This window comes from Bacillus sp. J14TS2, assembly GCF_018333015.1.
In the GTDB taxonomy this organism is placed as follows: Bacteria; Bacillota; Bacilli; order Bacillales; family Bacillaceae_C; genus Lederbergia.
The window spans coordinates 201,691-218,039 of the sequence record NZ_BORE01000004.1; the positions used below are offsets into that span (position 1 = coordinate 201,691).

Annotated in this window: 25 protein-coding genes; 5 read left to right on the forward strand and 20 right to left on the reverse strand. The window is 37.2% G+C overall.

Annotation, left to right across the window (positions count from 1 at the left end; translation table 11 throughout):
- Positions 1–26 precede the first annotated feature (26 nt).
- From KI375_RS08070 to KI375_RS08155, 18 genes are all read right to left on the reverse strand, one after another.
- The gene (locus tag KI375_RS08070) at positions 27–236 is read right to left on the reverse strand and encodes a hypothetical protein (RefSeq protein ID WP_212972980.1); all 210 of its coding nucleotides are present in this window, start codon (positions 234–236) and stop codon (positions 27–29) included.
- Entirely contained in the window at positions 223–1,155 is a 933-nt protein-coding gene (locus KI375_RS08075; protein WP_212972981.1) for a DnaD domain-containing protein, read from the reverse strand. The genes KI375_RS08070 and KI375_RS08075 overlap by 14 nt, the downstream gene beginning before the upstream one ends.
- A 23-nt stretch (positions 1,156–1,178) precedes the next feature.
- The gene (locus KI375_RS08080) at positions 1,179–1,880 is read right to left on the reverse strand and encodes an MBL fold metallo-hydrolase (RefSeq protein ID WP_212972982.1); all 702 of its coding nucleotides are present in this window, start codon (positions 1,878–1,880) and stop codon (positions 1,179–1,181) included.
- Complete coding sequence (locus KI375_RS08085) at positions 1,877–3,013, reverse strand: hypothetical protein (protein WP_212972983.1); 1,137 nt, start codon at positions 3,011–3,013, stop codon at positions 1,877–1,879. The genes KI375_RS08080 and KI375_RS08085 overlap by 4 nt, the downstream gene beginning before the upstream one ends.
- A complete protein-coding gene (locus tag KI375_RS08090; RefSeq protein ID WP_212972984.1) occupies positions 3,010–3,258 on the reverse strand; it encodes a hypothetical protein in 249 nt (82 codons plus the stop codon). The genes KI375_RS08085 and KI375_RS08090 overlap by 4 nt, the downstream gene beginning before the upstream one ends.
- A 36-nt stretch (positions 3,259–3,294) precedes the next feature.
- Positions 3,295–3,504, reverse strand: coding sequence for a hypothetical protein (locus tag KI375_RS08095; protein ID WP_212972985.1), 210 nt, complete (start codon positions 3,502–3,504; stop codon positions 3,295–3,297).
- The gene (locus KI375_RS08100) at positions 3,505–5,514 is read right to left on the reverse strand and encodes an AAA family ATPase (protein WP_212972986.1); all 2,010 of its coding nucleotides are present in this window, start codon (positions 5,512–5,514) and stop codon (positions 3,505–3,507) included.
- Complete coding sequence (locus tag KI375_RS08105) at positions 5,480–5,737, reverse strand: hypothetical protein (RefSeq protein ID WP_212972987.1); 258 nt, start codon at positions 5,735–5,737, stop codon at positions 5,480–5,482. The genes KI375_RS08100 and KI375_RS08105 overlap by 35 nt, the downstream gene beginning before the upstream one ends.
- 331 nt (positions 5,738–6,068) lie before the next feature.
- Positions 6,069–6,245 (reverse strand): hypothetical protein, encoded by a 177-nt coding sequence (locus KI375_RS08110; RefSeq protein WP_212972988.1) that lies wholly within the window; start codon positions 6,243–6,245, stop codon positions 6,069–6,071.
- A 2-nt stretch (positions 6,246–6,247) separates the two neighbouring features.
- Positions 6,248–6,415 (reverse strand): hypothetical protein, encoded by a 168-nt coding sequence (locus KI375_RS08115; RefSeq protein WP_212972989.1) that lies wholly within the window; start codon positions 6,413–6,415, stop codon positions 6,248–6,250.
- A 2-nt stretch (positions 6,416–6,417) separates the two neighbouring features.
- On the reverse strand, positions 6,418–6,675 hold the full coding sequence (locus tag KI375_RS08120) for a hypothetical protein (protein WP_212972990.1): 258 nt from the start codon (positions 6,673–6,675) through the stop codon (positions 6,418–6,420).
- A 177-nt stretch (positions 6,676–6,852) separates the two neighbouring features.
- Positions 6,853–7,014, reverse strand: coding sequence for a hypothetical protein (locus tag KI375_RS08125; protein ID WP_212972991.1), 162 nt, complete (start codon positions 7,012–7,014; stop codon positions 6,853–6,855).
- Positions 7,005–7,304: a helix-turn-helix domain-containing protein gene (locus tag KI375_RS08130; RefSeq protein WP_212972992.1), complete on the reverse strand. Its 300-nt coding sequence runs from the start codon at positions 7,302–7,304 to the stop codon at positions 7,005–7,007. Before KI375_RS08130 ends, KI375_RS08125 begins: the two co-directional genes overlap by 10 nt.
- 89 nt (positions 7,305–7,393) lie before the next feature.
- Positions 7,394–7,582 carry a helix-turn-helix domain-containing protein gene (locus tag KI375_RS08135; protein ID WP_212972993.1) on the reverse strand — a complete coding sequence of 63 codons (189 nt, stop codon included), beginning with the start codon at positions 7,580–7,582 and terminating at the stop codon, positions 7,394–7,396.
- Positions 7,582–8,346: a phage antirepressor gene (locus KI375_RS08140; RefSeq protein WP_212972994.1), complete on the reverse strand. Its 765-nt coding sequence runs from the start codon at positions 8,344–8,346 to the stop codon at positions 7,582–7,584. The genes KI375_RS08135 and KI375_RS08140 overlap by 1 nt, the downstream gene beginning before the upstream one ends.
- Positions 8,321–8,527 (reverse strand): hypothetical protein, encoded by a 207-nt coding sequence (locus tag KI375_RS08145; RefSeq protein ID WP_212972995.1) that lies wholly within the window; start codon positions 8,525–8,527, stop codon positions 8,321–8,323. The genes KI375_RS08140 and KI375_RS08145 overlap by 26 nt, the downstream gene beginning before the upstream one ends.
- A complete protein-coding gene (locus tag KI375_RS08150; RefSeq protein WP_212972996.1) occupies positions 8,520–8,756 on the reverse strand; it encodes a DUF7667 family protein in 237 nt (78 codons plus the stop codon). The genes KI375_RS08145 and KI375_RS08150 overlap by 8 nt, the downstream gene beginning before the upstream one ends.
- Before the next feature lie 5 nt (positions 8,757–8,761).
- Positions 8,762–8,998 (reverse strand): helix-turn-helix domain-containing protein, encoded by a 237-nt coding sequence (locus KI375_RS08155; RefSeq protein ID WP_212972997.1) that lies wholly within the window; start codon positions 8,996–8,998, stop codon positions 8,762–8,764.
- A 156-nt stretch (positions 8,999–9,154) separates the two neighbouring features.
- On the opposite strand from KI375_RS08155, the gene KI375_RS08160 reads away from it, so the two are divergent.
- The 5 genes from KI375_RS08160 (at position 9,155) to KI375_RS08180 (ending at position 13,815) form a co-directional block, all read left to right on the forward strand.
- Complete coding sequence (locus KI375_RS08160; RefSeq protein ID WP_212972998.1) at positions 9,155–9,595, forward strand: helix-turn-helix domain-containing protein; 441 nt, start codon at positions 9,155–9,157, stop codon at positions 9,593–9,595.
- A gap of 11 nt (positions 9,596–9,606) precedes the next feature.
- Positions 9,607–10,029: an ImmA/IrrE family metallo-endopeptidase gene (locus KI375_RS08165; protein WP_244852422.1), complete on the forward strand. Its 423-nt coding sequence runs from the start codon at positions 9,607–9,609 to the stop codon at positions 10,027–10,029.
- A gap of 63 nt (positions 10,030–10,092) precedes the next feature.
- On the forward strand, positions 10,093–11,208 hold the full coding sequence (locus tag KI375_RS08170; protein ID WP_212972999.1) for an SAP domain-containing protein: 1,116 nt from the start codon (positions 10,093–10,095) through the stop codon (positions 11,206–11,208).
- A gap of 355 nt (positions 11,209–11,563) precedes the next feature.
- Positions 11,564–12,385, forward strand: a complete 822-nt coding sequence (locus KI375_RS08175; RefSeq protein ID WP_212973000.1) for a hypothetical protein — start codon at positions 11,564–11,566, stop codon at positions 12,383–12,385.
- A gap of 248 nt (positions 12,386–12,633) precedes the next feature.
- Positions 12,634–13,815 carry a site-specific integrase gene (locus KI375_RS08180; RefSeq protein WP_212973001.1) on the forward strand — a complete coding sequence of 394 codons (1,182 nt, stop codon included), beginning with the start codon at positions 12,634–12,636 and terminating at the stop codon, positions 13,813–13,815.
- Positions 13,816–14,141: 326 nt separating this feature from the next.
- On the opposite strand, the gene KI375_RS08185 is transcribed toward KI375_RS08180, so the two are convergent.
- Both KI375_RS08185 and KI375_RS08190 read right to left on the reverse strand, forming a co-directional pair.
- Entirely contained in the window at positions 14,142–14,642 is a 501-nt protein-coding gene (locus KI375_RS08185; RefSeq protein ID WP_212973002.1) for a metallophosphoesterase, read from the reverse strand.
- Between the two features lie 198 nt (positions 14,643–14,840).
- Positions 14,841–16,247 carry a sulfatase family protein gene (locus tag KI375_RS08190; RefSeq protein ID WP_244852424.1) on the reverse strand — a complete coding sequence of 469 codons (1,407 nt, stop codon included), beginning with the start codon at positions 16,245–16,247 and terminating at the stop codon, positions 14,841–14,843.
- Positions 16,248–16,349 lie beyond the last annotated feature (102 nt).

Consider the following 16,349-nt stretch of genomic DNA (forward strand, 5'->3'; position numbering starts at 1 on the left):
CATATTGTTTTCATGAACACAACCTCCTAAAACCACTTATTTTCACCACTACCTATGTCGATATTTCCAGCTTGATGATTTATCCATTCCTGCTTTAATTCTTCGCAAGAAAGAAGGTGCAACTGTTTACCGGAAATTGATTGGGTAACTCCTCCAGAACGCAAACTTTCTGTGAAAAATTTCCTTTTTCGAGACATTTCATGTGTCTCTTTCTCCATAACCTCAATGTGATCCATTCGCAGTTTCAGCCTCCTTTTTTCGGTATTTATCTTGGATCTCCTCTAGCCGCTTTCTTTTCGCCTCCTGCTCCTTGGTAAATTCTGCCTCTTCTGGTCCTTTATCCTCGTCCCCAAACCAATCAGGCAAAGCCTCAACTCTAGTGGCGCGTCTTCGTGGATAAGATTGGCTCGCCTTTTCCTTGTGTTCCAGTCGGTCAGCATGGGCCTGCTCGACGGTCTTAATGTTTTTATCATCCCAATTTTTCAGGATTCCCTCTGTATAGCTCCAAAATTTCTTTCCGTTCTCAATCGATTGCTTTAAAGCTTCTAAGACAAGGGCTTCTGAAAGATCATCGCACCAGGCAATGATCTTTTCTGTTATGTAAGTCCCGATGGTCCCAAATCCATTTTGTTCATAAAAACGGAAAACTGCTGCCAAATCATTTGGTGGTGATTCTACTACTACTTTTTCTTTAAATTCTTTAATTCTTAAATTCTTTAATTCTTGTTCTTGTTCTGGGTTCGTTCCGTCTTCGTTCTGGGTTCGTTCTGTTAAAGTTCCGCTATCCGTTCTGTTAAATGATTCCTCATTACCCTCTAAACCTTGATACTCATGGTATTTGACTATGCTGAACACCGTTCCGCTATCCGTTTCGCGAACAGTGACCATTCCCTCGTCTATCAATTTCTGAACGGAACGCTTAATTGTGCTTTTTGATACCTTTTTGTATCCTCTTCCTTCTTTAAATTCCAGGTCTTCGGCTAATTTTGAATAGGATCGGAGGTACTGTCCCCTGTTGATTTCAATCCCTTTTATCTTTAACCCATCTTTGTGCGAGGCCTGCAACAGGAGTAAGGTAAACAATCTAAAAGTAGTCACATCATGCCATAATTCATTTTCGAGTATTTTCCTGTGAAACTTTATCCAACCGCCCAAACGAGTACCTCCTTTCCAGCAAATTAAGCTATATGAACGACCTTTCCGGTAAGCTCTTGTATTTCTCTTTTAAACAATTCCTCATCACTGTTTGTGTCAGATAAGTGCAGGAGATGAATCTCTTGCACTTTTGATAAATCGTTGGCCATCATAAACTCTTTCACATTTGCTAAACTGAAATGAGATTGTAGAAGCCGTCCCTTCATGGCTTTGTGGACCCTGCCAGTAGATATATTTTCTAATAGTATTTCCATTGAATAATTACACTCGACCATGATGTGAGTAAGACCAGTAAACTTATACCGGACATAATAGGTATCTGTGGCAAACAGGAGCTTATCTCCGGCTTTATTAGCTAACAGAAACCCATAAGGCTCGGATACGTCGTGTTCCACGTCAAATGGCAATATGGTCCACGTACCGATCGTAAAAGATTGTAGTTTTTCTACCGTTTTGATGCGATGATGATTAATTCCAATAGCATCTTTCGTTCCAACCGACATGTATATTTCCAAACCAGCCCTTGCAACATCCTGAACCGCCTTACAATGGTCTTTATGCTCGTGGGTAACTAATACTCCTGCAATGTCTGTAGTCTTAAAATTAAGTGCTCTCTGAATGTCTCTGAATCTAATTCCTGCTTCCAGGAGCAAGGAAGTTACGCCATCAGTAATGTGATAGCAATTCCCTGTGCTCCCAGTAGCTATAGTTGTAATTTCGATCACCAGTCTGGACCGTTGGCAGGTGTTTCAAATAAATCTGCCTGTTTTTCCTTTTTAGGTTCTTCTTTTGGCTCTTCTGCAACATCAATAATTTCAGGATCCTGATTATTGGGAGCTTCAGAAGGTTCACTCTCTTCGCTTGAAGGACTTTCTTCATATTGGACATCGATTAATTCCTGATTAGCATTTTCATTCACTTCTCGTCGATGGCGAGCAAGATTTTCATCTTCACTTTCGCTGTAGGTCATTTCAACAAAGGCATTACCAAAATCTTTAGGAATTTTCTTGACAATATTGTTACGCATCTTTCGAATTAACATTGACTCTCTACTTTGTGGATCTTTCCATGCTGGGCTGATATGCTGCTGTATTTCTTCGTCATCAAGTGCATTCAGGCCAAGTTCTTTTACTTTGTTTAAAAATTCTCTTTTCTTTTCATCGATCTGTTTCTTTTGCGCAGGAGTTGCGTCAAAACGGCTTTTAGCGATGCCGAATGTCTCGTTCATAAGATTGTTGTTAATATGTGCAATTAAATTGCGAGAAACGTCCTCCCGCTCTGTAATATAATATTCAACCTGTCCGTTAGTTTTGGTGATTGGATAGACAACTCTCACTACTTCCCCTTTTCCTGTTGGGCGCCAAACAGGAGGCTCTACATCAATCCCTCTGTACGCTGGATACTCGAATTCATCTTCCGAACGAACCAACCAGTATTGATGCACCGTGTCGATTCCCCGTCCGAAGTTAGAGAGAATGGCATCATTGCCATCTCCCTCTATGCCTAGCTCAATTTGCTTCGTCCATACGTCTTTCCCATTGACTTTCTTCTTTACACTCCTCATTTGGAAGTACACTTCGCGCGGGTTTGCCGCAGCATTTAATTTAAGCGATGCGACAGTGAGCAAAGTCTGGGTCACATTGCTCTTATCCAGTTGTTCGTCGGTCCATTTAATCCCCTTGGTATCAAGAACAGCGTTAATGCTTGAAATGGCACTCATAACACATTGTTTAGCGTAGTGATCCATATTCAAGCCGTTGCCTGTAAGCTGCTGTTCAATCATTGGGAAATACGTATTGCTGATCTTGGTTAATGCTGTTGAATAAGCCGGTGTTGCAGATTGGTTTTGATTACTCATTTTTCGTTCCCTCCAATATCTATTACTGCTATTTTTAATGCGTCCCTTCCATAAGTGAAATTTTCAAGATGTATAGGCCCAATAAGCTCTCCTTTATAATTAACTAATGTGATGTAATCGCCTTGAACGTTATTAACTAGACAAACTATGTCATACCGATCACCGTCGATATCGTCCCCTGTTACATGAACGGCCTGACCTTCAAGATATGGGTTAAATACCGTCTGTTTTACAAAAACCTCCATCAAAATCCCCCCTACTTTTCAGTCACAATTAGGCATTTATATAGACTCCTTATCATTTAACATGAAGTATTTTTTTACATGGGCTTCCGAATAAATGTATTCATCCGAAAATTGATCATATATAAACCCGTTTGGAAAATGCTTTTGGATCAATTTCAGAATTTCATCTTCTGATGGATAATGATCCATTTTCTCACTGACAATAAACCCGTTAAATTCAATCACAAAAACCTTTTTTAGAGGCATTTATATAGCCTCCTTCAATCGTTTTTCTTTTGCGTAAGCGAGCAAATCTTCGTAATCTCCAATAAACAATTTGTCTGCCAACTTGGACACGATTAAACTGATAAGTTGTGAATCCGTATCAATCAATTTAGTAACAGCTTCCGCATTATCTACAAAAATCGGGGCAGAAAAACCGTAATGCTCTGACAGTGTATTGATGATGTCCAAACCGATATTAATCTTTGCAGCATTGTTCAGCCCTTTGTCGTATGGGACTCCTTTATAAGTCGTTACACAAATGTCATTCAATGCTCCATTTACCTGAGTTTCAAATAACTTGAAGCGAGCATATTTAAATTTTGAGTTAATCTTTTCTTCTAAAACTTCCACTTTGGTACGAGTAAATTCCTCAATCAGGAATAATTGCTCTTCTAATTGTTCAAATTCCCTTGCTAGATCCTGTTCTTGATCCCGCAATTCATTGATGCGTTTTTCAGATTGCTCTACGATCATGAATTTGTTTAAGTCACCTTGGTATTGCTCTCGCTCTGTTTTCAGCTGGGCGATCGCCACTTGTATCTCTTGAATCGATTCATTGGCCAACTCTTTCAAGCTAGAAATTTCGTTTTGCAATTCTTGCTTTTCTTCAAGTATGGAAACGTATTGCTTATTTTCTGTCACATCCACAACCGCATCCTGTGCCTGGGATAATTGACCATTCAATTTTTCTAGCAAATTTTGTTTTTCAGTAATTTGTTTACTAGTTTTTTCATAGGATTTAGTAAGAGCTTCATTTTCTTGAATGTAGGCGTCTTTCTTGTCCTTACCTTGCCTACCTTTCAGGTTTATGCCTTCAAGACGCTCAGACTTATCAATGTTGAACTGTTTTAATGCTTTTTCGCGTGCAGCAGCGACTTGCTCTTCTGGAAGATCTTGTCCGCATGTTGGGCATTCGCAAGCATCCGAATGAGAAAATTCTAAACTGTTAATCTCGGCATATTCTTGACGCAATTGGACAAGCTCAGACTCGATTCTTTGGATGCTTTCATCGTTAAAACGCTTATGATCTTTCAAAGAATCTAACTCTCGATTAATGATCGTGACGTTCGATTTTTCCTCTTGAATACGCGCTTGCAACTTGTATATAGCATCTTTGCTTCCCGCTTCATGCTCCTGTTTGAGTTGCATTAGTTGAAATTCAATTTCTTGTACTTCCTTTTGTTTTTGAACAATGGTGTTGCCGTTTCTAATATTAGAAATAAGATCCTGTTCTCCATCTATTTGGCTGTCAATACGACTTATTTCAGCTACTATTGCTGGTTTATCCAACCCTTCAAGAGATGGGAGGTTGTGTTCTATTTCATTAATCCTGATCGGAATTCTATCAAGTTCTTGGTTTATCCCCTTCCGTTTCTCAGCAATGAACTTTTTATGCTTTTCGATCGTACGATTCCCTAAAATATCTGGCAGAGCTGAAAGTCTTGGATTACGGGCAATGATATCTTCGTCTGTAATATCTCCAGAAACTTCAAGTAGGACCTTGCGTCGTTGGTCTGCTTTTAAAATTTCATTGAAATAAGACGGATTAGTTAGAAGTTTAAAGATATCTTCATCAATCAAATCGGTAATTAGTTTGTTATACTCGCCCTGACTAGCTGGGACACCATCTATAAAGTAGTCGTTAGTGTGTCCGGAAAAAGTAGCTTGGGCTGCGTTTCTTTTTTTTGTCCAAACTTCTTTGTGTATTTTTTTTAATGTGAGGGACGTATCATCAATAGAAAATGTCGCCTCCACCGAGTGCTCCAACCCACTAGCCTCATTTCCGCCTTCATCCAACGTTTTGATGGCGAATTTCGTACTGTTGAGCGAATCTCTATTGAATAAGAGCCAGAGAAAAGCATCGTAGATGGTCGTCTTGCCAGTGCCATTTTCCCCATAAACTTTGACGTTTTCCCCTTGTATATCTATGGAAAATCTTCGTACACCTTTAAAATTTTCAAGAGAGAGATTTAATAATTTGATAGTTTTCATCGCTCAATCCTCCGTTTTCGTTCGTATTTAGTTTTTCATTTTCGTTTTGACCAAATATTTGCTTGCATTCATTGATGAAATCATTCATATGATGGTCATATACGATTTGAAGATCTTCAAAATCACCTAGGATCGCCACACGACCCGCAACCATACCAAACGCTCTTAAGTCGCTGTATCCGTCCCGGCGAAGTTTGTTATAATGTTCAACAAATTGGTTCATTTCGCTCCCCCTTTACCGACCATTGCAAAACATGCTACAATGGCAGTAATTCGATATTTTTTAGTAATTGACTCTCTTTGCCTGAAGAGAGTCTTTTTTTGTTAATTTCTTCCTTTTGTGACCGCCAGCATAAACAAGCACCCTATTATAAACGACATAATTATTACTAGAATTGCGCTTGTATGCACTTTATGTATCACCACCTTACCTAGTAATTAATGGAGATTAGCTCCATCGTCACGACCGGGAACCTATTATTAGGAATGGGGGAGGAATGATGAAGCTCCCGATCGTGACGACAGGTCTAAGCCTGTCAATTTGAAATGCGATACTACTCTGTTACTTCTTCTAAACAATCAACTGCAAAACCACCTATTTTTCCCTCAAGCAAAACAACTTCCTGACCGTGGCCTAATTTCCAAGGTTCACTTCTTGTAACCCAAACCTTTCCGGGATATTTTTTTGCTTCAAAACAGTTCACCATTGTTACTTTCGTGCCAATTTCCATGTCTAAATATCTCCTTTTCTTTGTTTATTGGAATATTTCTGTTTGATTAAACTGTAAGATGCTATTGCAACTTTCCTAATGAGATCAGGATTCATCTGTATTTCTTTATCGTTCATTTCATAAAGGCTATCTAAAGCTTCTAACACTTCATATCTTTTCATTTCCTTCACCTTTATAACTCCGAATTTTCGTTGACTAAGGTTTCAATTACAGCGTTATCCACAAAAGTAAATTTTTCTTTTAATTTAGCAACCGCATTTTTAGCACGCTTTTTTGAGCTATAGACTTTAACATCTTTATCGTGCTTAGTGTGCATTACACCAGGGAAGCGAACATCATCCCTTTGATATACTTTTCCATCCCAATATCCAATGGATCTTTCATTTCCATATTCACTTTCTATTAAATGAAGAACATACTTTTCACTCATTTCCTTCACCCTTTCCAAGCCCATCTGTGTTATAATGAACTTACCTATTTAGCATTGCAGTAATTTGAGTGCCAGCTCAGTTACTGCTTTTTTTGTTGTCATTTTTCACAAACCTGCCGATCATAAAGCCGAATCCTAATGCCCCTACTGTTATTAGCCATACTGTGAATAGGTCCATCAAACTTCCTCCTTAATTGCTTCAAATTGCAACTGTTCATAGCGTTTTAATAATGCCTCTACGATCGCTTTATCGTTAAACAGCCCGGGTTTTTCCTTATGTAAATCCAAGATGCATTTTGCCCAATGACCTAGATTTTGATATTTTTCGTTTAAATCCATGGGATTATTAAACCTCCTATTAAAGTAGTAATCATTTGCATTACTGTTGCTACGTCAAATCCACCCACTATAGCCGCTAGAACTTCTGGCATTTGAGTAGCTTGACCCCAACGCCAAGCATCACTTAATCTCAATTCCATTTTGTTATTTTCTATCTTTGATATTGCCGCTCTAGGTAAACCGATCATATTTGCTAGCGATTCTTGACTTAATCCTTTAACAACTCTGGTCATTCTAAGAATGTGACCATGTTTTGCCATTTCTTGAAACTTAAAATCCTGAGCCTCCATATCGAACACCTCCCCTCGATGTTCTAAAATCGAACAATTTGCTTTCAATCAGTAGCAGACTATTAGATCAAAACCTAGTAAACTTGTAGTTAAGAAGTTGCCACTAAGTTTGTTGTTTGATTGCGAATCCAAGCATCTACATTCTCTTGAGTGAAAAATATTCTGCTACGCACTCTAAAGTGAGGGATTTGTTTCTGCTTGACCATTGTGTAAATAGTGTCAGGATGAACTCTTAGCTGTTCAGCAACTTCCTGAACCGTCAAAGTGTCACGTAACATTAAATCGCCGCCTTTTCCTGAAGTTCCTTTTTTAGTCGATTTAAGATTTTTAACTGCCCTTTCGTTGTAACTTTTGTAGTCCTAGCGAGTCTTGATCCGTCCGGGGTTTGTATATTCCGTTGCAACACTTGGAAATAACCTGATTCAATTGCCCGTTGAGTCGGTTGCGTGTTGTTCTTTTGGATATAACCCCAGTCCCTTAATTTGTTGTAAAGCTTGTTTTGCCCAATCATAATGCCCTGATTACAAGCAAGCTTTGCAACTTCTTTTACTAAAACTGTGTCTTGAGAGACTAAGCAGGATTCGGCGAATACTACTTTCGGCTTTTGCTGTTCAATTGTTCTTTCGGCTTCAATGCGTTTATCTCTCTCGTCTTTTAAATTGGTGAGCAACTGGATTCCGAAGTCTGGATCACTGATAATGTTTTCGATTGTTTGTGGTGTTGCGTATGCTCCGTGTTTCCTGATAGATGGTAGAACTTCTGATGTGATCCATTTTCTAAAACGCTTCGCTTCTGGTTTTCGACTATCTAGGATGACATCGTAAAGACCATCTTCATTAATAAATGTTGCTTTTTGGTTCCGACCTAGCCTATCTTGGATGACCTCATTAGTAATGACTCCATCTTCAAGTCTTGTTTTTACTTGGCTAGGATTGCCAATTTCTAAAATATTGCAAACATCTTTCAATAAAAACTTTGGACCTTCCTGGTCGTTGATAATTACTAAATTTTGTCCATCAAACATTTTTGTGAGTTGATTCATATAAATCACTCCTTTGCTGGTTAACTTGGATAATTTGTTGTTTACATAAGAGGTTAAGTTCGTTGCCAACCTCTTCCAACAATTCAGGAGCATCCTCATAGGTAACATTGTTAGATGCCAAAACCTTAATTATTTCTTGCAGCACGTCTTGTTGCTTAGAGAGTTTGTATCTATTAGTCATTAGCACATCTCCTTTCTAGTTTTTCCAAATCAGAGCAAATTTGATGTTGCCAATCTGTATCGTCAATCATGCTAGCTACAAGTGAAAGATTTTTCAGCTTTGCTTTTTGCCATTCATTTTTCTCAAGAAGCTTTAACGACTCATTGAATTCTCTTGTTTCGGATTGGGACAACTTCCGGTGTTTTTTCAGAATGCTTAACTCTATAAATCGTTCCAAAACAGCGTGCAATCTAATCACCTCCTAACTGACATTTTTAGGTTTTTGACTTCACGAATCGCATAGCGACTAGGCAAAAAAATATTTTCAACATCCACATTGTATATTGACGCTATTTGCTCGGCTCTTTCTGAACTTATTTGACGTTTTCCATTTTCAATTTGAGATAGATAACCTGCTGGAATTCCTAATTTCCTTGCTGATTCTTCTAAACTCATTCCAGCTAAGTGTCGTGCTTGTTTAGGCAAACTCATTTGTATAACACTCCTTCCAACTATTCGTTATGTGATGTTATTAACCATATTACAATGCATTACGCAAAGCGTCAACGCATTTTGCAAAGTTTTTTCAAAAAGATTGATATTCGCATTTTGCAAAGTATAATTGTAGTTATAGGTAGGTGAGATTATATGTTCGGGGAACGATTGAGAGAATTAAGAAAACAGAAGAAATTAACTATGAAGGAATTAGGTAAGATATTTAATCTTGCAGAATCAACTATTTCGGGCTATGAATCCGGGACAAGGAAGCCAGATATTGAGCAAATAAGAAAATTTGCTGATTACTTTGATGTCCCCACAGATTACTTATTAGGTCGTTCCAACAGCCTGGTTTCCACTACCAATTCCGCTCCATTAACAGAAAAAGATGAAAAAGACATTGCAAAGCGAATGGAAACATTAAAGAAAGACTTGTCTGCAGGTGAGGGATTAAGCTATAAAGGCGAGCCGATGAGTGATGAGGCTATAGAGTCTTTATTAGAGGCTATTGAATATGCGGATCGCCAAACAACAAGAGTAAACAAAAAGTATATCCCAAAAAAATACAGAAAAGATAATAACGATTCTTAGGGTGATGCTTTTTGCCGAAAAATACTGCAATCCAACTAATGAAGAAGTACAACACCAATAATCCTTTTGAGTTAGCCGAGCATAAAAAAATTAATGTAGTTACAAGAGCTTTACATGAGGATATCGGGGGGTTTTATCTTTACATGAGAAAAAGCCAATATATTTTTTTAAATAGTTCTTTATCGGAGGAGGAAACCTTTTTCGTAGGTGCTCATGAATTAGGACATGCGCTTCAGCATACAAGGGTTAGTACTCCTTTCCTTAGAAAGAAAACGTTGTTTTCTGTCGATAAAATTGAGGTGGAAGCAAATAAATTCGCCGTTGAATTATTAATGCCAGATTGTTTACTTCAAGAATACATACATCTATCCATCTACGATATAGCGAAAATATTAATGGTTCCTCGTGAAGTTGTGTATCTCAAAAAATTTTAAACTTCCACTAGGTATATAGTAGCTGGAACAAAAAACCTATAAAACAAAAAAAGGTGTGATTGAGTGGGTATATTGAATTTTCTTTTTAAAAAGAAACCATTGAAAATTTCAAATCCATCGAGTACTAATGAAATTACAAATATTGAATTTAATGTAGAGAAAATTACAAAAAATGAAATCAACCCAATCTACCTTGAAGAATTAGGGGCAGGAGTACTACCCGGTGAGGTTGTGCTTTTAGATTGGATAGGTAGTAGATCAAATAATTCGGCATTTCCTGGTTACTATGAATATCAATACGGTATTGATCCAAAAAAATCAGTTAACAAACTCATTCAAAAGGGATACATTAGAAAGTCGACACCTTTAGAATCGGTTTCATCCTTAAAAGTTCCCGATATTAAGGGTATTTTAAAGACAAAAAAATTAATGGTATCTGGGAAAAAAGTAGATTTAATTAGTAGAATTGAAGAAAATTTCAGTTCGGAAGAAATTAAGCCTTTCATAAAGGAACAGTCATTTAAACTTGCAGAACCAGGTTCTAATATTTTAAAAATGTATTATTACATAGTGGCAGCTCATAAATATAATTCTAATGATGGTACATATAATGTGGCTACTGCCATACAGTATATGAACTCGCTTTCTCACGACAATAAGCCTACTAATAGCGAAATATCTTGGTCATTATATCAAAGTGCATACATTAAATTTAAACGCGAAAGATCCTATGGATTAATGCGTAACACTATTTTTAAAATGGCTGAACAGCTACAAAGAGAAAATAGCACTGATAAATCTGTCGTTTACTACTTAAGAGTGTTCATTCTAGATTTAAGTGGAATGAGTAACAGTAGCTATGTACAATTACCTAAACTTTTAACTATTGCTCCTGGTATTATATCAAGAATTAAAGCGACATTAAACGAAAATATAACTAAAGATGTAAGCCAATACTTTAATAAATCTTGGGCCATTACATGTGAAGAAATCCCTTTCCATTATTTCGATAAAGATACCTGCTATGGATTATTACTAGAAACATTAGAAGTTGAAGACAGCGATTTTTCTTTGATCAACTCAAAAATAATTAATAAAGCGACAGTTGTCTTAAAGAAAATCGACCCCTCTACATTTGAGATAAAATACGGGTTAATAATTCCTGATTGGTCAATTTGAGTTACAAGAGCAGAACAAATTCAACGTAGTTACAAAGGATTTTTATTAAGAAACCTTTTTCGAGGGTGTCCATGGTTTTGGACATACCCTTCAACAAACAAGGGAGGAGAGAACAATAACAATAAAACTATTTAAAGGATTCATAGTTGCATTTGTATTTAGTGCATTTATTGCGTTTCCCATTAGTATCTCATATGCAAATGAGAAAGATGATTTTAAAGAATGGTTATCCAATGATTTTGAAGAAACGGTCAATAACAGTATTAGTGACTTTAATGAGTCATGGGAAGAAAACTGGAATCTTAATCTGTCTCACTATTTAATCGAAGGTAAAAAGAAAGAAACCATAGAAAAGTTGGAAAAACTACGCCAAGACATTAAGGAGAAAAAAAGAACGATACACGAAATTAAACTTGACCAAAATGCCAACAGGAAGCAAAAGAAGAAAATCAAAAAAATCAAGCGTTATATAAGAAGCGCTCTTTCTAAACATGATGGCCAAGTCAAAAAAGCGATCAAATTAGTTAAGAAAGAAAAGGAATTCGAGGATACATCTAAACTCGATAAAAAAATATTGAAATTTGAAAAGAAGACAGAAACAGCTAACAAATTTCACAATGAACTTCAAAAAGAATTGGATTTGAAAACAAGTGATTTTCAATTTCATGAAATAGTGACGATCGACAAAGATACAGCGAAGGGTGTATTGCAAGTAGAAAAAGAGAAGCAAGAGAAATTAGAAGCTAAGAAAAAACGGCTTGAAAAGGAAGAAGCTGAAAAGCAAGAGAAAGAACAGAAAATACTTGAAGAAGAAATCGATAAAATTACTAAAGAATCCAAACACAAAGAAGACAGTACGAAACAGGCGCAAATAGTCAGCGAGGAAGAGTTCGATTCTTGGATCAATGATCTTATTGAAACTGGTGACGGAATTATAACAAGTGTAGGTCCAAATGTTGAAGGTGATTGGGAAGTAACCAATGTCTTTGTAAGTTCCGAATTCTTTATACCTAGTGTCGATAAACAATTGGATATGGTAGAGTCTGTTGGTCCTGCTATTCAAGAAATGGTAGAGAGATCCGGTAAATCCTCATATACAAATGTAATTTTCAGATATGAGAAAGATGATCGTATTATAGCAGAACCAAAATTATTTGGTGGATACAAAATTAACTAGGTTAAAAATTATGCCCAAAACGGGCATTTCTTTTAACTACATAAAGAACATACATTCTATTTTTAGGAAGTGATAAATAATGGCAAACTCAAAACACTACCCAAGTAAAATGTTTTCGGTGTCGAAATTGGTAAAAATACCCGTTTACTCATCATTACGTTTAAAAGACGGTAAGTTACTGGGAGAAATCAAAGGGTTTATGAATACACCAATCGAATGTATAAAACAAGAAAAGAAGGTGCATTGAAATGGCACATGTAGAAAAGAGAGGGAGAAATAGTTGGAGATTAGTAGTCACTATTGGATATGACGAAAAAGGAGTACCAATCCGGGAAAGAGAAACAGTACAAGCGAAAAATAAAACAGAAGCCGAGAAGTTACTTACTATTTTCGAATCTTCTATCCTTACAGGCAAGTACGTTAAACCAGAAAAAATAACTTTGAATAGATTATTTCAGATTTGGGATGAAAACATCACAGATGGTGATTTATCGCCCCGTACTAAACAAGAGTATATTAATATATATAAAAAGAGAATAAAGCCTCTACATGGACATATGAAGCTTCCAGACATAATGCCCATCCATATCCTAAACTTTGTTAATGGGCTCAAAAAAGATGGCGCAAGATTGGATGGCAAGGAAGGTCCCCTGTCCGCATCTAGTATTAATAATTGCTATAAAGCATATAATAGTTTATTAAAATTTGCTAAAAAGATGAAGTGGATCTCCCACAATCCTGCAGAGGATATTAAGCCATCAACTCCCGAACAAGTCGAAACAGAAATATATGAACCTGAAGATTTAATTAAACTTACTAATTACCTTTCGAATTTAGAATTTAGGTGGGAAGTATTGGTTGCAATTTCTCTAACGTCATCTGCACGTCAAGGTGAAATAGCTGCTATCGAAGAAAAACATGTTGATCTCGATCGAGGCGGCATTCACATTAACCAAGCTTTAATTGTAAAAAAAGGTGTTGGTGTCGTACTAAAAGAAACGAAAACAAAAAACAAACGGTTCCTTTCCTTGCCTGTAGCTGTGATGGACATGATCAAGAAATTGATCCATATCCGCACACAAGAAGTTTTTTCAATTGGAAATAAAAGAGTGTGGAAGGATCATTTATTTTTATTCGGTGATGTTTTTGGTAAACCAATACGACCCGATTCCATTAGCCAATGGTGGGGAAGATTTATGGAAAGAGATGAGTTCAATGAATTAGGATTAAAACGGATTAGATTTCATGATTTGCGTCACTCTTCCCTTACCTATCTAAGTACAAGAGGAATACGACCGAAAGCAGTACAAAAACGTGCAGGGCATACACGGATCGGAACAACCTTTGATATTTATGGTCATACACTAATTGAGGAAGATAAGGAAGCAGCATCACATTTTGATGAACTTTTTAACAAGCCTGCAAAATAGGTAAAAATCTATCTAGCCCCAATTTAACTGGGGTTATATAGGGGTTGAATTTGTTCGGTTGGGGTCGGAAAGAATCAAATTTATTCGGTATAAATCACTGTGAGTGTAGAGATGTCAAGGGTTAATCGGTTGCCGTCATATTGCTTCGGAAACGCATCAACAGCCTTCTAAGCTGTGGGTCGGGGGTTCGAATCCCTCCTGGGACGTCATTTTAAAAAAAGCGCTAAATCCTTTGTATATCAAGGAATTTAGCGCTTTTTTTGAACATGGATTAGTTATACCCCAACATCTAGGCAACCTTGAAAAATTTTCACTTGTGAGCCCCACTAAAATTCGCTCCGAAAAGCTTTCAATTCTTCATGCTTGTCATTAAAAAAACGAACTGTACATCGATCATTTTGCTCGACGATTGCATACGTTCTTTCATTTCCTCCTCTTGGAAGCAGGATACTGCCTGGATTCAGAAATAACATTTCTTCTATTTTTTCTACTCCAAGTACATGAGAATGGCCAAAGAAAACAAAATCAGCTTCCAGTTCTTTTGCACGATAAGCAAGATTGAGAAGAGAAGATTTTATTTGGAATAAATGCCCATGTGTTGTAAAGATTTTATACCCTGCAACATCCAGTAACAATTCGTTCGGAAATTGTTGATCCATGTCACAATTCCCTCTCACTATATGAAATCCTTCAAGCACTGGGTCTACTGCGCGTAATTCCGAGTCGCCACAGTGTATCAATGCGTCAACATCATTCCCATATCTATTTTTCAATGCTTTTATCATGGCACGGTCACCATGACTATCACTCACGACAAGTAACTTCATTTACAAGCTCCTCTCAGAAGAGATTCTCAACAGGGTTTTATTTTACCAAAGAATTACGGGAAATGATATTGGAACGATTGATACAAGCATTTGGAGATAAATGAGAATAAGCAAAGACCAATAGCTCTTATAGAGGATGTTCAAAAAGTCCGGTAATTATCCTCCTTTTTGAACACGCACTTACATTCTCCTATTCTATTAATCTATATCGCCTACTTTTTCTTTCAGATGATAGAGCTCTCTTTTTAATTCCTTAATAGTTTCTTGATAGTTCGAATCATGATAAACATTTTTAAGTTCATAGGGATCCTCTTGAAGATCAAATAATTCCCATTCAATTTCTTTCTTTATATCTTGTGTACCTGGTAGACCAAAGCCTTCACCATAGTAGCAAATTAATTTAAAGCGATGGGTTCTGACTCCGTAATGTGCGGCCACATTATGTTCAGGATCCATATGCTCCCAATACCGATAATACATAGAGGTCTGCCAATCTTCAGGTGTTTCCCCTTTTAGAATCGGCTTTAAGCTTGTACCTTGCATATCATCCGGTGCTTGAATCCCTGCAAAATCTAGAAATGTTTGCGCGAAGTCAACATTTAATGCGAAAGCGTCTGTTACGCTACTAGGCTCTATTTCTTTTGGATAGCGAATTAAAAATGGCATACGTAAAGATTCTTCATACATAAATCGTTTATCATACCATCCATGATCCCCAAGAAAGAAACCCTGGTCTGAGGTATAAATTACAATGGTATCATCTGTGATACCGTCTTCATCCAAATAGTCTAGAAGACGTCCAACATTATCATCAATAGAAGCAATGCACCGGAGATAGTCTTTAATATATCGTTGATAATACCAACTTTTTGCTTCAGACGCTGTTAAACCTTCAGGTAGATCTTCCTTTACATCCCTCTTGCGTAAATCTCGATCGACACGCATTTGGGCTTCTAACGCAGCCGAAGAACGAGTGTCATAGTCATCGTGAAAGGTTTCTGGTTCGGGTATATCTACATCTTTATATAAATCCATATATTTTTCATCAGGATCCCAAGGACGATGCGGTGCTTTGTGATGGCACATCATAAAAAACGGCTTATCTTTATTTCTTTTCTCTAGCCATTTTACACTCAGGTCTGTCGTTATTTCTGTCGCATATCCCGGAAATACCTTTTTCTCTCCCATTTCAATCATTTCTGGATCATGGTAAGCCCCTTGCCCAGGGAATATATTCCAATAGTCAAACCCGGTTGGATCACTATTCCCGCCATGACCTAAGTGCCATTTTCCGATCATCGCTGTTTGGTAACCATTCTCTTGTAAAATCTTTGCTACATGATGTTGACGTGCATCAAAATCCTCATACAATGTCCTTACACCATTTAAGTGATTGTACTTTCCTGTCAAAATTGCTGCTCGACTAGGGGCACAAATCGAATTTGTGCAAAAGCAATTGTCTAGCCTCATCCCCTCATTTGCAATTCGATCAAGATGCGGCGTTTGGTTAATCCGGCTATCATAGGCACTAATTGCATGAGCTGCGTGGTCATCACTCATAATAAAAATAATATTCGGCTGCTTTTGTGTACTCAATCTGATCACCCTTCTTTATTTTTCTTCAAGCATAATCGTATAGTGGTGCGAATATCCCCTTGTTTTGAAGATTGTCCACTACTAAGAATCCGCGGTTAACGCTTTCAAACT

Excerpts from the sequence above, each read along its gene's own strand:
- KI375_RS08070 (WP_212972980.1), bottom strand. The coding sequence starts at position 236 with ATGGATCACATTGAGGTTATGGAGAAAGAGACACATGAAATGTCTCGA.
- KI375_RS08085 (WP_212972983.1), bottom strand. The coding sequence starts at position 3,013 with ATGAGTAATCAAAACCAATCTGCAACACCGGCTTATTCAACAGCATTA.
- KI375_RS08090 (WP_212972984.1), bottom strand. The coding sequence starts at position 3,258 with ATGGAGGTTTTTGTAAAACAGACGGTATTTAACCCATATCTTGAAGGT.
- KI375_RS08095 (WP_212972985.1), bottom strand. The coding sequence starts at position 3,504 with ATGCCTCTAAAAAAGGTTTTTGTGATTGAATTTAACGGGTTTATTGTC.
- KI375_RS08100 (WP_212972986.1), bottom strand. The coding sequence starts at position 5,514 with ATGAAAACTATCAAATTATTAAATCTCTCTCTTGAAAATTTTAAAGGT.
- KI375_RS08105 (WP_212972987.1), bottom strand. The coding sequence starts at position 5,737 with ATGAACCAATTTGTTGAACATTATAACAAACTTCGCCGGGACGGATAC.
- KI375_RS08110 (WP_212972988.1), bottom strand. The coding sequence starts at position 6,245 with ATGGAAATTGGCACGAAAGTAACAATGGTGAACTGTTTTGAAGCAAAA.
- KI375_RS08120 (WP_212972990.1), bottom strand. The coding sequence starts at position 6,675 with ATGAGTGAAAAGTATGTTCTTCATTTAATAGAAAGTGAATATGGAAAT.
- KI375_RS08125 (WP_212972991.1), bottom strand. The coding sequence starts at position 7,014 with ATGGATTTAAACGAAAAATATCAAAATCTAGGTCATTGGGCAAAATGC.
- KI375_RS08130 (WP_212972992.1), bottom strand. The coding sequence starts at position 7,304 with ATGGAGGCTCAGGATTTTAAGTTTCAAGAAATGGCAAAACATGGTCAC.
- KI375_RS08135 (WP_212972993.1), bottom strand. The coding sequence starts at position 7,582 with ATGTTACGTGACACTTTGACGGTTCAGGAAGTTGCTGAACAGCTAAGA.
- KI375_RS08140 (WP_212972994.1), bottom strand. The coding sequence starts at position 8,346 with ATGAATCAACTCACAAAAATGTTTGATGGACAAAATTTAGTAATTATC.
- KI375_RS08145 (WP_212972995.1), bottom strand. The coding sequence starts at position 8,527 with ATGACTAATAGATACAAACTCTCTAAGCAACAAGACGTGCTGCAAGAA.
- KI375_RS08155 (WP_212972997.1), bottom strand. The coding sequence starts at position 8,998 with ATGAGTTTGCCTAAACAAGCACGACACTTAGCTGGAATGAGTTTAGAA.
- KI375_RS08160 (WP_212972998.1), top strand. The coding sequence starts at position 9,155 with ATGTTCGGGGAACGATTGAGAGAATTAAGAAAACAGAAGAAATTAACT.
- KI375_RS08180 (WP_212973001.1), top strand. The coding sequence starts at position 12,634 with ATGGCACATGTAGAAAAGAGAGGGAGAAATAGTTGGAGATTAGTAGTC.
- KI375_RS08185 (WP_212973002.1), bottom strand. The coding sequence starts at position 14,642 with ATGAAGTTACTTGTCGTGAGTGATAGTCATGGTGACCGTGCCATGATA.